General features: G+C 70.1%; 17 protein-coding genes. All 17 read left to right on the top strand.

Translation table 11 applies throughout. From position 1 onward, the window contains the following. Nucleotide 1 precedes the first annotated feature (1 nt). The 17 genes from CTZ28_RS23515 (at nt 2) to CTZ28_RS23425 (ending at nt 12,541) form a co-directional block, all read left to right on the top strand. Nucleotides 2-181 carry an Rmf/CrpP fold protein gene (locus CTZ28_RS23515; RefSeq protein WP_121891656.1) on the top strand — a complete coding sequence of 60 codons (180 nt, stop codon included), beginning with the start codon at nt 2-4 and terminating at the stop codon, nt 179-181. Between the two features lie 82 nt (nt 182-263). Beyond that, nucleotides 264-935, top strand: a complete 672-nt coding sequence (locus tag CTZ28_RS47150) for a hypothetical protein (protein WP_183154539.1) — start codon at nt 264-266, stop codon at nt 933-935. Nucleotides 936-975: 40 nt separating this feature from the next. Further along, nucleotides 976-1,983 (top strand): major capsid protein, encoded by a 1,008-nt coding sequence (locus tag CTZ28_RS23495; RefSeq protein ID WP_121891652.1) that lies wholly within the window; start codon nt 976-978, stop codon nt 1,981-1,983. After that, complete coding sequence (locus CTZ28_RS23490; RefSeq protein ID WP_121891651.1) at nt 1,983-2,171, top strand: hypothetical protein; 189 nt, start codon at nt 1,983-1,985, stop codon at nt 2,169-2,171. Before CTZ28_RS23495 ends, CTZ28_RS23490 begins: the two co-directional genes overlap by 1 nt. A gap of 12 nt (nt 2,172-2,183) precedes the next feature. Continuing rightward, on the top strand, nt 2,184-2,606 hold the full coding sequence (locus CTZ28_RS23485; RefSeq protein WP_121891650.1) for a head-tail connector protein: 423 nt from the start codon (nt 2,184-2,186) through the stop codon (nt 2,604-2,606). Further along, the gene (locus tag CTZ28_RS23480; RefSeq protein WP_121891649.1) at nt 2,579-2,896 is read left to right on the top strand and encodes a hypothetical protein; all 318 of its coding nucleotides are present in this window, start codon (nt 2,579-2,581) and stop codon (nt 2,894-2,896) included. Before CTZ28_RS23485 ends, CTZ28_RS23480 begins: the two co-directional genes overlap by 28 nt. Next, the gene (locus tag CTZ28_RS23475; protein ID WP_121891648.1) at nt 2,893-3,246 is read left to right on the top strand and encodes a hypothetical protein; all 354 of its coding nucleotides are present in this window, start codon (nt 2,893-2,895) and stop codon (nt 3,244-3,246) included. Before CTZ28_RS23480 ends, CTZ28_RS23475 begins: the two co-directional genes overlap by 4 nt. Further along, the gene (locus CTZ28_RS23470; RefSeq protein ID WP_121891647.1) at nt 3,239-3,655 is read left to right on the top strand and encodes a minor capsid protein; all 417 of its coding nucleotides are present in this window, start codon (nt 3,239-3,241) and stop codon (nt 3,653-3,655) included. Before CTZ28_RS23475 ends, CTZ28_RS23470 begins: the two co-directional genes overlap by 8 nt. A 13-nt stretch (nt 3,656-3,668) precedes the next feature. Then, nucleotides 3,669-4,139 (top strand): phage tail tube protein, encoded by a 471-nt coding sequence (locus tag CTZ28_RS23465; protein WP_121891646.1) that lies wholly within the window; start codon nt 3,669-3,671, stop codon nt 4,137-4,139. Continuing rightward, nucleotides 4,139-4,630: a hypothetical protein gene (locus CTZ28_RS23460; protein WP_147481188.1), complete on the top strand. Its 492-nt coding sequence runs from the start codon at nt 4,139-4,141 to the stop codon at nt 4,628-4,630. The genes CTZ28_RS23465 and CTZ28_RS23460 overlap by 1 nt, the downstream gene beginning before the upstream one ends. 71 nt (nt 4,631-4,701) lie before the next feature. Then, on the top strand, nt 4,702-4,839 hold the full coding sequence (locus tag CTZ28_RS47145) for a hypothetical protein (protein WP_183154538.1): 138 nt from the start codon (nt 4,702-4,704) through the stop codon (nt 4,837-4,839). 51 nt (nt 4,840-4,890) lie between these two features. Beyond that, complete coding sequence (locus CTZ28_RS23450) at nt 4,891-7,119, top strand: phage tail tape measure protein (protein ID WP_121891643.1); 2,229 nt, start codon at nt 4,891-4,893, stop codon at nt 7,117-7,119. Between the two features lie 3 nt (nt 7,120-7,122). Beyond that, nucleotides 7,123-8,040 (top strand): phage distal tail protein, encoded by a 918-nt coding sequence (locus CTZ28_RS23445; protein WP_121891642.1) that lies wholly within the window; start codon nt 7,123-7,125, stop codon nt 8,038-8,040. Nucleotides 8,041-8,052: 12 nt separating this feature from the next. Continuing rightward, nucleotides 8,053-9,048, top strand: a complete 996-nt coding sequence (locus CTZ28_RS23440) for a hypothetical protein (RefSeq protein ID WP_121891641.1) — start codon at nt 8,053-8,055, stop codon at nt 9,046-9,048. A gap of 8 nt (nt 9,049-9,056) precedes the next feature. Next, nucleotides 9,057-10,157 (top strand): hypothetical protein, encoded by a 1,101-nt coding sequence (locus CTZ28_RS23435; protein WP_121891640.1) that lies wholly within the window; start codon nt 9,057-9,059, stop codon nt 10,155-10,157. After that, nucleotides 10,157-10,981: a hypothetical protein gene (locus tag CTZ28_RS23430; protein ID WP_121891639.1), complete on the top strand. Its 825-nt coding sequence runs from the start codon at nt 10,157-10,159 to the stop codon at nt 10,979-10,981. Before CTZ28_RS23435 ends, CTZ28_RS23430 begins: the two co-directional genes overlap by 1 nt. Nucleotides 10,982-10,984: 3 nt before the next feature. After that, the gene (locus tag CTZ28_RS23425) at nt 10,985-12,541 is read left to right on the top strand and encodes a collagen-like protein (RefSeq protein WP_121891638.1); all 1,557 of its coding nucleotides are present in this window, start codon (nt 10,985-10,987) and stop codon (nt 12,539-12,541) included. Nucleotides 12,542-12,612: the final 71 nt, after the last annotated feature.

Genomic DNA, 12,612 nt, shown 5'->3' with positions numbered 1-12,612 from the left:
CGTGGGGACCCGCGAGGAGATTGTGCAGGCAGTGCTGGCCGGCGCCGAGGCCGCCCGCGACGGCGACGAGCCGACCACGTGCCCGTACCCTCCAACGTCCCTGCTCCGTACGGCATGGATCAAGGGCTATGCCCGCTCCCGCCCAATCGCCGACCAGAGCGAGGACGACGCCGACACGTAGCGCTCACCAACCGCACCACCGAAGGGCCCGCCACCGCGGGCCCTTTTTTTCATGCCCTCGACCTCAGGAAGGGACCCGCCCGATGTCCGAGTCGACCCCCTCGACCACCCCCGCCGCGCCCGCCGTGCCCGCCGCGCCCGCACCGGCCGCGCCCGCCACGCCGCAGACTCCGCCGGCGCCGCAGACCCCCGCGACCGCCCCGGCGCCGCAGACCCCGACCACCCCGCAGGCCCCGGCCGCACCGTCCGAGCAGGACATCAGCAGCCTGCCCGACTGGGCCCAGCAGCTCATCAAGGGCGCTCAGCAGCCGGCCCCGGCCACGCCCGCCGTCCCGGCCGCACCCGTTGTTCCAGCCGCACCGCAGGCCCCGGCGGCGCCCGCGCCCACCGCCCCGGCCGCCGAAGGCGACGTGTCCCGGCTGCCGAAGTGGGCACAGCAGGCCGTGACCGCCGGGGGCGACGCAGCCCGGCAACTCGCCACGCAGTCCGCCGTGCTCACCGCCGCCCCGGCCGCCGGCGCAGACGTCGCCCGCCTGCTCGACTCCCGGTCGTTCATGGACGCCATGGCGCAGGTGAACACCGCCGACCCGACCGCCGTCACCGCCGCCATCACGGCCGCCGTGCAGGCAAACCCGCACCTCGCGGTCGTCACCGGCCCGGCCCGCGGCGGTGCCGCGTTCGACGCCAACCCTGCTGGCGACACCCGACCGACCACGCTCGACCAGGCCATCGCGGCACGCCTCGCCGCCAACTGACCCCCTCCCCAGCCCCCGGGCCCCGTAGACAGGAGCACCCATGCCCGCCGTTTCTCTGGCCGAGGCCAAGAACAACGCACAGGACGACCTCGACGTTCAGGTCATCGACGAGTTCCGCAAGTCGTCCGCGGTCCTCGACTCGCTTCAGTTCGATCAGGCTGTCAACCCGGCCGGCGGGGGCGCCACCCTCACGTACGGGTACCGGCGCCTGATCACCCAGCCCACCGCCGGTTTCCGTGCGCTCAACAGCGAGTACACGACCAGCAACGTCACCACGCAGAAGTACAGCGTGGATCTCGCCGTTCTCGGTGGCGCATTCGAGGTCGACCGCGTCATCGCGAAGATCGGCCCGGCCGCGTCCGGCTCCGTCGCGCTGAACATGGCGCAGAAGATCAAGGCCACGTCCACCCAGTTCCAAGACGCCGTGATCAACGGCGACACCGAGACCGACGAGAACGGGTTCGACGGCCTCGACAAGGCCCTCACCGGTTCGGACACCGAGTTCCGCCTCGACCGAGTCACGGACTGGTCGGACTTCGACACCGACCCCGCAAGCGTGCACAAGGCCCTCGACGCGATCGACGAGTTCCTGTCTCTGCTCGATGGGACGCCGACCGTCATCCTGGGCAATCAGCTCGCCCTCGCCCGTGTGCGGGCCGCCGCGCGGCGGGCCGGCATGTACACCCGCAACCCGGTCGACGGCCTGCTCGGTGCCAACGGCCGCCCCGTCGAGCGGGAGCAGTACGGCAACATCGTGTTCGCCGACCCCGGCGCCAAGGCCGGCTCCAACGACCCGATCATCCCTGTAGAGAACAGGACCGTCGGCGGCACCGCCGCGACCGGCCTCACCGACCTCTACGCCTACCGCGCCGGCCTCGATGGTTTCCACGGCGTGGCCACCGCCGGCGGGCAGATCGTGTCCAGCTACCTCCCCGACTTCACCACCGCCGGGGCCGTGAAGAAGGGCGAGGTCGAAATGGGCCCGGTGGCCGTTGCGCTCAAGGCGACCAAGTCCGCCGCCGTCTACCGGAACATCAAGGTTCGCTGATGGCCCGGATCGAGACGCCCCGTGAGGGGTTCACCGGCCGTGGCGTGGCCGGCCTCCAGTTCGAGGACGGCCGCGCCGAGACCGACGACCCCGCAGTGATCGCCTACGCCAGACGTCACGGCTACACCGTCACCGACGACGCCCCGCCCGCGAAGAAGCCGGCGGGGCGTCCGCCGTCCAAGAAGTAGAGGGGGTGAGCCGTGGCCCGTCGCCTCTACGCGACCGCGGATGAGTACCTGCTGTACACCGGCGAGCAGACCGCGCCGGCGGACATTCAGCGGCTCGTCACCCGTGCGTCCGAGGACATCGATGCGGCCCTACTCACCGCTGTCTACTGCACCGACGACGCTGGCATGCCGACGCACGCCGAGGTGAAAGAGGCCCTGTCGGACGCCGTCTGTGCGCAGATCGAGTATTGGCAGGAGACCGGCGACACCGGCACCGGGGCCGCCGGCCGCTGGAGTTCGGTAAGCCTCGGTCCCCTGTCCCTGTCCGGCCCTCGCGGCGGGCCCAGTCACCCGGGCGCCGTCGACCTCGCCGACCGCGCCGAGCGCGCCCTTACCCGGGCTGGCCTGCTCCCGGGGGTGATCGGCGAGTGCCCGCACTGCCACGGTGGCTACTGAGACACCGGATCACCGTCGAGGCGTACCGGGGCGACTCCGCGTACGGCCCGCAGTACGCGGACCCGGTGGAAGCGCGCGCCCTGGTCACCGGGACCATCAAGCGCGTACGGTCCGCGACCGGAGCCGAGGTAGTCAGTACGGCGCAGGTCTACGCCGCTCCCGGCTTGATCGCTCCGCCCGGATCCCGGATCACCCTCCCGGACGGCCGCACCACCACCGTCATCAGCTTCACCGCGCACACCGCGCCCGGACTCGGCGCCCCGGAGTCCACGGAGGTGATGTGCGAGTGACCCAGCGCGTACGGATCACATGGAACGCCGCGCCCGCCCTGCGCCGCACCCGTACCGGCGCGCTGCGGGGCGTGCGCCTGGCCGTGGAGCACGTCCTACAGGTGTCCCGCCGCCGCGTCCCGATCGAGGAGGGCACCCTCGAACGGTCCGGGGTCGCCTCCGTCGACGACGCGTCCCTGATGGGCGCCGTCAGCTTCGACACGCCGTACGCGGTCCGCCAGCACGAGGACATGACCCTTCGGCACGACGACGGGCGCACCGCGAAGTACCTCGAAGACCCGGTGAACGAAGAGGCCGGCGCGGTCCGCGACATCATCGCCGCCCAGGTACGGAGGGAACTCCGTGGCTGATCCCCTCGACGGCCTGGCCCGCTACCTCGCCGGCCTCGACCTGCTCACCTACGACCCGGACGGCATCACGGGCGACACGTTCATCGAGACGATGCCGCCCGCCCCCGACCAGGCCGTCGCGCTCACCCTGTACGACGGCACCCCGCCGCAGGCCCGCGACGAGGCCGACACCCCCCGCCTTCAGGTGCGCGTGCGCGGCACCGCCGACCCCCGCGTCTCCCGTGCCCGCTGCACGGCCCTGTACCGCGCGCTGCACGGCATCGCCGGCGTCGAGCTGCCCGACGGCACTCACTTGACCCTCGCCGTGGCACGCGGCACCCCGGCCCCTATGGGGCTCGACAGCACCGGCCGGCACGAGCACGTCGTGAATTTCGACCTCGACGTGTCCGGCCCCACCGACACCCCGTAAGGAGGCCCGCCCCATGGCAGGCAACAGCAGGCCGATTGACGCTCGCGGCTGGATCTTCCAGGTCGAGGACGTCGACGCCCCAGAGGAAACGTGGCTTCCGATCGCCGGTCTGACCACGTTCACGCACAACCCGGGCGAGAACGAGGAGACCGCCGAGACTGTCGCGTTCGACTCGGAAGGCGCGTTCGAACAGGACGTGATGCAGCGCGGCGCGACCCTCGGACTGGAGGGACAGTTCCGCGTCGACAAGACCACCAAGGCGCAGGACCCCGGACAGGCGTACATCGACACCAAATGGGCCAACCGACTCGGTATCGAGTCGCGCAACATGGTCCGGTGGCGGCACGAGTCACAGACGCAGTGGGTCATGTGGGAGGCCACCGTTACGCCCGGCGAGCAGGGCGGCGGCACCAACGAGAAGACCAGTTGGTCGGCGACGATCACCCGGTGCGGTTGGGCGACGGCCGCGGCGGTGACCGGCTGATGACGACCGACACCACGGCGTACGACGACGACCTCAACGACCAGGTGCCCGCCGTCGGCGACCCCGCAGACTTTGACGCGTTCTTCGCCGAGCAGGACACCACCCGTCCACGGCAGCCGTTCACCCTGTACGGCACCCGCTACGTGCTGCCCGACTCCCTGCCGCTCATGTTCACGCTCCAGATGGAGCGCGTCCAGAACAGCAGCGACCCGGCCGACGTGCGGCGCATGCTGGCCACCCTGTTCGGGGGCGACACCCTCGACGTGTGGGCCGAGAACGGCATGACCGACCGGCAGTTCGGCATCGTGCTCATCTACTCCGCGGCCAACATGCGCACTCCGGGCAGCGTGACCATGCAGCGCGCCGCCGAGCTGCACGACGAGCAGGAACGGGCCCGCTCCGGGGGAAAAGCCCCGGCGGCACCGAACCGGGCCGCACGCCGGGCGAAGCCGAAGAAGAACGGGAAGCGGCGGAGTTCTGGCAAGCAGTGATCCGCCACTGGTCAGCAGTCGAGGGTGACCTCTCCCGTGAACACCAGGTGCGCCCGGCGGAGTTGGCCGCCATGTCGACCCGCCGGTTCCTGGTCCTGGTCGGCGCCCTGACACCCGACTCCCGGTTTGCGAAGGCGTGGCGCAGCACGCCCCGCCGCGCCGACTCCCCCGAGGACATCGCCCGCATCACGGGCCTGCCCGCCCAGTAGCACCCGCGCAGCACCGGCACCACGGCCGGACCCACCCGAGGAGGTGAGGCCGTGGCGCTGACCGTGGGCGAACTCCTCGCCACCATCGCCGTAGACGAATCCGGTGTCGGGGCCGGCCTCTCCCGCGCCGAGCAGGCCGTACGGTCGACCGGTTCGACCATGGCAGGCGACGCCGACCGCGCAGGCCGCCAGGCCGGGGCCGCCCTCGGTGATGGACTGACCACCGCGGCGGATGGCCGGATCCGTGATGCAGGCGGCCGGTTCGCCTCGGCCGGTGCCGACGTAGGCGAAGCGACCGCCGGAAGTCTCCGTGAGCGCTTGTCGTCGAGCCTGAAGGTCGGCCTCGCTGGCATAGGCGTGGCCGCCGGGGTCCTGCTCATGTCCGGGTTCGGGCAGGCCCTCGAACAGGGGCAGATCACCGGGCGCCTCGGCGCCCAGCTTGGCGCCACCCCGGCCGAGGCGAAGAAGTACGGCGAGATCGCCGGCGCGATGTATGCCGACGCCGTCACCGACGATTTCCAGGGCGCAGCCGACGCGATATCGGCGACCATGCGTGCGGGAATCGCCCCGCCGGACGCGACGAATGCGCAAATCCAGAGCATCGCAACGAAGGTTTCCGACCTTGCAGGAACTTTCGAACTGGATCTAGGGCAGACCGCAAATGCAGTCGGTCAGATACTCAAGACCGGACTTGCGAAGAACGGCACGGAAGCCCTTGACGTACTGACCAAGGGTCTGCAAAACATGGGCCCGCGGGCCGACGATATAGCGGATACGTTCAATGAGTACTCGACGATTTTCCGTAACCTCGGCCTCGATGCGACAACGGCAACCGGCCTTATGTCGCAGGGGCTAAAAGCAGGCGCCCGGGATACCGACGTCGTCGCGGACAGCTTGAAAGAATTCCTGCTCACCGTACAGGGTGGCGGGCCCGATGTTGACGCCGCTTTCAAGTCCATCGGACTGAACGGCAAAGAAATGCAGGCCGCCTTTACAGAGGGCGGGCCGAAGGCGTCGGCGGCACTCGACAAGGTGTTTACCGCCATGCGGAAGATCAAGGATCCCGCGGAGCGGAACGCCCTCGCTGTATCGCTTTTCAAGACGAAGTCCGAGGACATGCAGGCAGCGCTTTTCGCGCTGGACCCGTCCAAGGCCGTCGACACGCTCGGCAAGGTGGGCGGCGCAGCGTCGCAGATGGGCGACTCGCTGCGCGACAACGCCGGGGCCAAGATCGAGCAATTCAAGCGCGGCGCGATGCAGACCCTGACGGAATTTATCGGGAATACCGTCATCCCCGTTCTTTCGTCTCTGTTCTCGTTCGTCAGCGAGCACCAGGGGGTGTTCACCGCTTTCGCTGCGGTGATCGCTGCTGTGGTGATCCCGGCGATTACCGTACTGGGCGTCCAGTCGCTCATTGCGGGCGCCAAGATGGCTGCGGCATGGATTACCGCCATGGGCCCGATCGGCTGGATTGGCCTTGCCATCGGCGCATTGGTCGTTCTGATCATCGCCTATTGGGACGACATCAAGAAGTGGACGCTGGCCGCTTGGGATTGGTTCGTCGACAAACTCGTGTGGGCCAAGGATATGGCTATTAAGGCATTCCTGAACTTCACACTCGTGGGATTGCTGGTCAAACACTGGTCGACAATCAAGTCGAATGCGGTGACGTACTGGAATGCACTTGTCGACTGGGTGAAGGGGATTCCCGGGAAGCTGTATCAGGCATTCCTCAACTGGACTCTTCTCGGGCTGATCATCAAGCACTGGTCGTCGATCAAAACGGCCACCGTGAACAAGGCCATGGAAATGGTCAACTGGGTGCGCGGTCTGCCCGGCCGGATCTCCAGCGGGATCGGTTCCCTCGGAAGCCTGCTCTACAGCAAGGGCACGGACGTTGTCCGCGGTCTGTGGAACGGCATCAAGTCCATGGGCAGTTGGCTGCGGTCCACCCTGATGAGCTGGGCGAAGGACCTGATCCCCGGCCCCATCGCGAAGGCATTGGGCATCCACTCGCCGAGTCTCGTCATGGCCAAGCAGGTGGGCCGCTGGATCCCGGCCGGTGTCATCAAGGGCATCCGCGCCGGACAGGGCGCCCTCGACCGCGTCATGTCGGCCCTGGTCACTCCGCCCCCGGCTCCCGTCATGGCCGGGGTCCCCGTCGGCGCCTTCACCGCGCCGTCTGCGGGCGTGCACATCGAGCACTGGCACGCCGCCGAGAACGGCACACCGGACGACAATGCGCGCGCTCTCGCATGGGCCGCAAAGGCGAGGGGGTGACCGGTGACCGCGACCGCCACCCAGCAAGCCCTCGCCGCCGCGGCGGCCGGCGCCCTGGTGACCCGTCCCGGACATGTCCAGTTCGGCGACCTGCTGCTCGGGCCCGGCACTCCCTACCGGTGGAAATCCCTCACCGGCTGGGAGGAACTGCCCGGCCTCGACTCGGGCACGGTCCTGCGCGCGGACGCGCACGGGGCCATCCCGGGCCGCCTGCTCGCCCAGGCCCGCACCATCGGCCTTGACGGTCTGATGGTGCGGGCCCCCCGCGACAGCATCGGCGCCACCATCGCCACCCTGAACCGCGCCACCGTGCCGGCCGACACCGAAGTCCCGTTCGTCGCCTGGCTCGACGAGCGCGGGCCCCTGCTCGCCTACGCCTGCGTTGTCCGCCGCATCGTCCCCGTCGGCATCGGCTACCGGCTGGGCACCATCACGGGCGGCGCGGTCGAGTGGCAGGCCACCGACCCGCGCCGATACGAACTCGCCGAGCGCTCCGTGCCGGCGACCCTGCCCGCGTCCGAGCCGGGCCTCGACTGGCCCCTGACGTGGCCGCTCGCGTTCGGCACACCGGGCAGCACCGGCGCCCTGTCGGTAACGAACGTCGGCGACGCCGAGACACATCCCGTCGTGGAGTTCCGGGGGCCAGTGACCGGTCCGGCAATGACGAACCTCATCACGGGCGACGTGATCGAGTACGACATCCCCCTCGCCGCCGGCGACGTGCTCACCGTCGACACCCGCGCCGGAACGGTCGTTCTCAACGGCACCGCGAGCCGCATCTACACCGCCACCAGCCGCTCAGTGCCCGAGCAGACGTTCACGCTCGCCCCCGGCACCACATCCCTGATCTTCCGCGCCGCACCCGGCAGCACCGATCCGACGGCGACGGCGACCGTGCGCTACCGCTCGGCCTACTGGTAAGGAGACCCGCCCGTGTCCGTACGTTCGGCATGGCTACTGCCCCTCGGGCAGACCCGAGAAGACACCCGCCTGTCGCCCGTGGGGACGTTCGCCCCCGAGTCGGAGATCCAGACCCGCGACGGCGTGATCGCCGGCGGGAACCCGTTCGCCGCCACCGGGGCCGGCGCGATGTCCCTACAGATTGGCATCGGCCGCGCCCTGGTCCAGGGCACCACCATGCAGGGCGCGTACCCGGTCGCCGTGGACGCGCCCGAGACCGTCACCTTCAGCGATGGCGACGCCCAGTTCACCCGCATCGACACCGTGGCGCTGCATGTGTACGACCAGCTGTTCGACGAGTACGGCCAGAACCTTGCCCAGGTCGAGATCGTCACCGGGACGCCCGCAGCCACCCCGGCCGCGCCGAGCATGCCCCCGGCGTGCCTGCGCCTGTGGGACGTGACCATTCCCGCCGGCGCCTCCGCGGGCGTGGGCGGTATCGACTGGTCGTCCGCGTTGGCGGACCGGCGCCGCTACACCGCCGCGTACGGCGGGATCATCCCTCGCGGCCTCACCTCCGATGCGGGCGGCTACGACGGCCAGTACGCCGACATCGGCGGCACCCTCTACCGCTGGTCGGACCCACTCGGCACGTGGCAGGTGTACCGGGTACCTGACCTGCCGGCGGAAACGGCGACCAGTGGCCTCACGGTGGCGTCCGGCTGGTCCACCCCCGTTTTCCGTGCGCGCCGTCGAAGCGGAGTGGTCACGGTGCGCGTGCAGGCGACCCGCACAGGAGCCCAGCTCACGGGCGACTCACAGGGGAACATCGACGACACCCTCGTAGCGACGCTCCCGGCCGGCTGGCTTCCCGCGTTCGACATGGAGACGTCCTACAACCGCAACAACGTCGCGTTCGGGGCCGCTTCGGTGCAGGCGAACGGGTCGATATTCCTGCGCAGCACTGTGCCGGGCGGAAACGTCCTGACCGGTCAGCCGGTGTCCCTGTCCGCAACGTACGTGGCGTAGGGGGCACCATGGCACAGACCCCCTACCGGGTGCTGTTCTGCGATCTACGCAGCGACCAGCTCCTCGACGCGTTGCCGCTCACAGGCGTGAGCCTCGACGACTACATAGGCAAGACCGGGCGGCTCACCGGAACCGTACCCATCCCGAACCGCGCCCTCGCCGAGCGAGCCCGCCGCGCAATCGTCCCCGGCCGCACGGCCGTATGGGTCGAGCGCGGACGCGAAATCTGGTGGGGCGGCATCCTGTGGACCCTCGCCCTCGCCTCAGACTCCCGCGGGTTTCTCTCCGCGCAGATCCAGTGCGGAGGCTGGGAGTCGTACCTGTACCGGCGCCTGCTGTACGACACGCAGACCGCCGAGCAGGTCGACCAGTTCGACATCGTGCGCGGCCTGGTCGACTACGTGCAGTCGACACCCGGCGGGAACATCGGGATCACGTACGACGGCCGGCCCTCAGGGGTCGCCCGCGACCGCACGTTCCTGCGCTACGACCTGCCGTGGATCGGTGAACTCATCGACCAGCTCGCCGCCGTCGAGGACGGCTTCGAGTGGCGGATCGCCTCGCACCGCGACGCCGCGGGCCGCCGCGTCAAGGAACTGGTCCTCGGGCACCCGATCATCCGCGCGGGCAGCGCTGACATCGTTCTCGACCACCCCGGCCCCATCATCACCTACACGTGGCCGTCCGACGCGTCCGGCCTCGCCAACGGCTGGCAGTCGCGGGGCGCCACCGTGAACACCAACCAGGCCGCCGACTCGTACCCGATAATGTCCGAGCGCCTGGTCGCCGACGACGACATGGCCGCCGGGTGGCCCCGCCTCGACGGATCCTCCGACTACTCCACCGTCGAGGAACAGCCCACCCTCGACGGCCACGCACGCGCGGACTGGACCGCCGCACGACGGCCCGCGCAGATCCCCGAAGTCGAGGTTCTGCTCGGCGACAACGTCGCCCCCGCCCTGCTCGGCGCCACCGTCCGCATCCGCATCCGCGACCTGTGGCACCCCACCGGCCTCGACGCCCGGTACCGGGTCGTCGGGATGTCCATCAGCCCGCCCGAGCGGGGCCGCCCCGAGACCGCAAAGCTCTACCTGGAGGTACCCGCCTGATGGCGTACGTCCCGCAAGACATCCTCGACCGCATCGCCGCCCTTGAACGGGAAGTACGTACCCTGCGCGGCCGGTCCCAGATGCGGCCCGCCCTCAACCAGGTCCTGAACGGTGACGTCGTGATCGGCGAGGGAGGCCGGCTGATCGCCAAGGCCCCCAACGGCAACCGGATCTTCCTCACGGGCCAGACCCCCGCAGGTGACTGGGCCGTCGGCATCGCCCGCCCCACCGACGGCACACCCGCTCTCACCGTCGGCGACGAGGACGCCACCGGCTCCGGCCAGATGATCCGCATATGGAACCGAGACCCAGCGCTACGCGATGTGATCGTGATGGATGACGCGTACTCCGAACGGTTCCTCGGCCGCCCGTGGATGCCCATCGGCCTGTACCCGACCGCGCGCCAGTCCAACACGAGCACCAGCTACGACACCGCATGGTGGGGCTCCAGCCCAGCACACAACGCCGTCGCCGTCATCGTGATCTTCACGTACGCCGGGACCGGGGGCGGGCAGGTCAAGGTGTCCATGACGCCGTCCGGCGGCACCGCGCAGACGCTCGCCGAGTACGACGTACCCGCGACCACATGGGTACAGCGCACCATCGAGGCGCCCCTCGATGGCGTCGAGTTCCTGCAATCCGTCGTGTGGGACGTCAGCCACCGCGCCAAGACCAGCGGGCAGAACATCGAAACCCGCCTGTACCGCGCCTACACCCGCAACACGTTCACAGCCGACGAAGCACCCGACACCCCCGCCCGCACCGCCACGGCAGCCACAGCAGCACCGGCCGCCGACATCCCGCCGGCCACGAAGGGAGCGTGAACGATGCTCCCCGAAGGAATCCCCGTCGTGCGGGTGACCGGCCGCTTCCTCACCCCGGCCGGCAAACCCCTCACCGGCCAAGTCGTCTTCCGCTCCCCAATGCTCGTCTTCAGCGACTTCGACGTCATCCTCGGCGGGCCCGTCACGGTCCAGCTCGACGCACAAGGCGCCTTCGCCGTCACCCTGCCGGCCACCGACGCCCCCGGCATGAACCCGTCCGGCTGGGCGTACAGCATCGCCGAACAGCTCGCGGGCGTAACGATGAACCGCGTCTATCAGGTGCTCCTACCGGCCGAGACCCCACACGTCGACATCGCCGACATCGCCCCGACCGACCCCACGACCCCCAACTACGTAGCCGTACGCGGCGACTCCGCATACGAAATCGCCGTGAAGCAGGGGTTCGAGGGCACCGTCGAGCAGTGGCTCGCCTCACTGGTCGGCGCCCAGGGCGTCAAGGGCGACCAGGGCAACACCGGCCCCGCGGGTGACTCCGCGTACGAGGTCGCCCTCGACTCCGGTTTCACCGGCACTGCCGAGCAGTGGCTCGCGTCCCTGGTCGGCCCCAAGGGCGACCGGGGAGACCCCGGCCCCACGGGCGCCGACGGAGCCGACGGGAGCAACGGCGCCGACGGGGCTCCCGGCCTGGTGCAGTCCGTCAACGGCATCAGCGAGGCCGACGTCGTGCTCGACGCCGCCGCCGTGCACGCCGTGCCGGACACCGCGCCAGGCGCGCCCAACGGCGTTGCCCAGCTCGACGCGTCCGGGAAGGTGCCGGCCGCGCAGCTCCCCGAGGGCATGGGCGGGGGCGCCGTCACCACCGTCAACGGCAAGAGCCCGAACAGTTCCGGGAACGTCGCCCTGGTCGCCGCCGACGTCGGCGCCCTTGCCACCACCGCGCGGGGCACAGCGAACGGCGTCGCCGGCCTCGACAGCACCGGCCGTATCCCCGTCGCCCAGGCCCCCGCCACCGCGCCGCGGAACATGTGGACGCCGCAGGCACTCGGTTTCGCCGCCTGGTCGCTCGACCCCGGGGGCGTGGCCAACCCGGTAGCGAAGTACCTCACCCCGCAGCGCCTCTACCTGACAGGCTTCAACATCACGGAGGACACCACCGTGACCAAGGCCGTTCTCTTCGCGCGCGGGTACGGCGGAGTGACGTCCAACCGGTACATGGCCGGGATCTACCGCGAGAACGGGACCCGCGTCGTCGCGTCGAGCGCCGTCGCGCTCACCATGGCCGGCCAAGAAACCGGCTCGCTGCCCGCCATGGTGTCCAACCACATCGGAGCCGTGCCGCTCACGTTCGCCTCGACCACGCTCACCCCCGGCCGGTACTGGGTGGCGTGGCTCATGACGACCGGCGGGGCGAGCGATTTCTCGTTCTTCCACGTGCAGAACGAGGCCCCCGTCGCTACGGCCAACTTCGCCATGGGAACGAGCTTCTTCCCGCGCGCCTGGTACATCAGCGCACAGAGCACGCTCCCCACCACCGTGAACCCGGCCGCGTCGACCGCGCTCGCCGACCACGACATTCCGATCCTGGCTCTCGCCGCCTGATCACCCCCACCACACCCGTACGCCCCGGCACCGCGCCGCGGGCGTTTTTTCATGTCTGGAGATCACCACCC

It is taken from the genome of Streptomyces shenzhenensis (assembly GCF_003688995.1).
GTDB lineage: Bacteria > Actinomycetota > Actinomycetes > Streptomycetales > Streptomycetaceae > Streptomyces > Streptomyces shenzhenensis_A.
The sequence above is the reverse complement of the archived record's forward strand: the minus strand, read 5'-3'. Positions and strand labels throughout refer to the sequence as shown.

Excerpts from the sequence above, each read along its gene's own strand:
- CTZ28_RS47150 (WP_183154539.1), top strand. The coding sequence starts at position 264 with ATGTCCGAGTCGACCCCCTCGACCACCCCCGCCGCGCCCGCCGTGCCC.
- CTZ28_RS23495 (WP_121891652.1), top strand. The coding sequence starts at position 976 with ATGCCCGCCGTTTCTCTGGCCGAGGCCAAGAACAACGCACAGGACGAC.
- CTZ28_RS23490 (WP_121891651.1), top strand. The coding sequence starts at position 1,983 with ATGGCCCGGATCGAGACGCCCCGTGAGGGGTTCACCGGCCGTGGCGTG.
- CTZ28_RS23465 (WP_121891646.1), top strand. The coding sequence starts at position 3,669 with ATGGCAGGCAACAGCAGGCCGATTGACGCTCGCGGCTGGATCTTCCAG.
- CTZ28_RS23460 (WP_147481188.1), top strand. The coding sequence starts at position 4,139 with ATGACGACCGACACCACGGCGTACGACGACGACCTCAACGACCAGGTG.
- CTZ28_RS47145 (WP_183154538.1), top strand. The coding sequence starts at position 4,702 with ATGTCGACCCGCCGGTTCCTGGTCCTGGTCGGCGCCCTGACACCCGAC.
- CTZ28_RS23435 (WP_121891640.1), top strand. The coding sequence starts at position 9,057 with ATGGCACAGACCCCCTACCGGGTGCTGTTCTGCGATCTACGCAGCGAC.
- CTZ28_RS23430 (WP_121891639.1), top strand. The coding sequence starts at position 10,157 with ATGGCGTACGTCCCGCAAGACATCCTCGACCGCATCGCCGCCCTTGAA.
- CTZ28_RS23425 (WP_121891638.1), top strand. The coding sequence starts at position 10,985 with ATGCTCCCCGAAGGAATCCCCGTCGTGCGGGTGACCGGCCGCTTCCTC.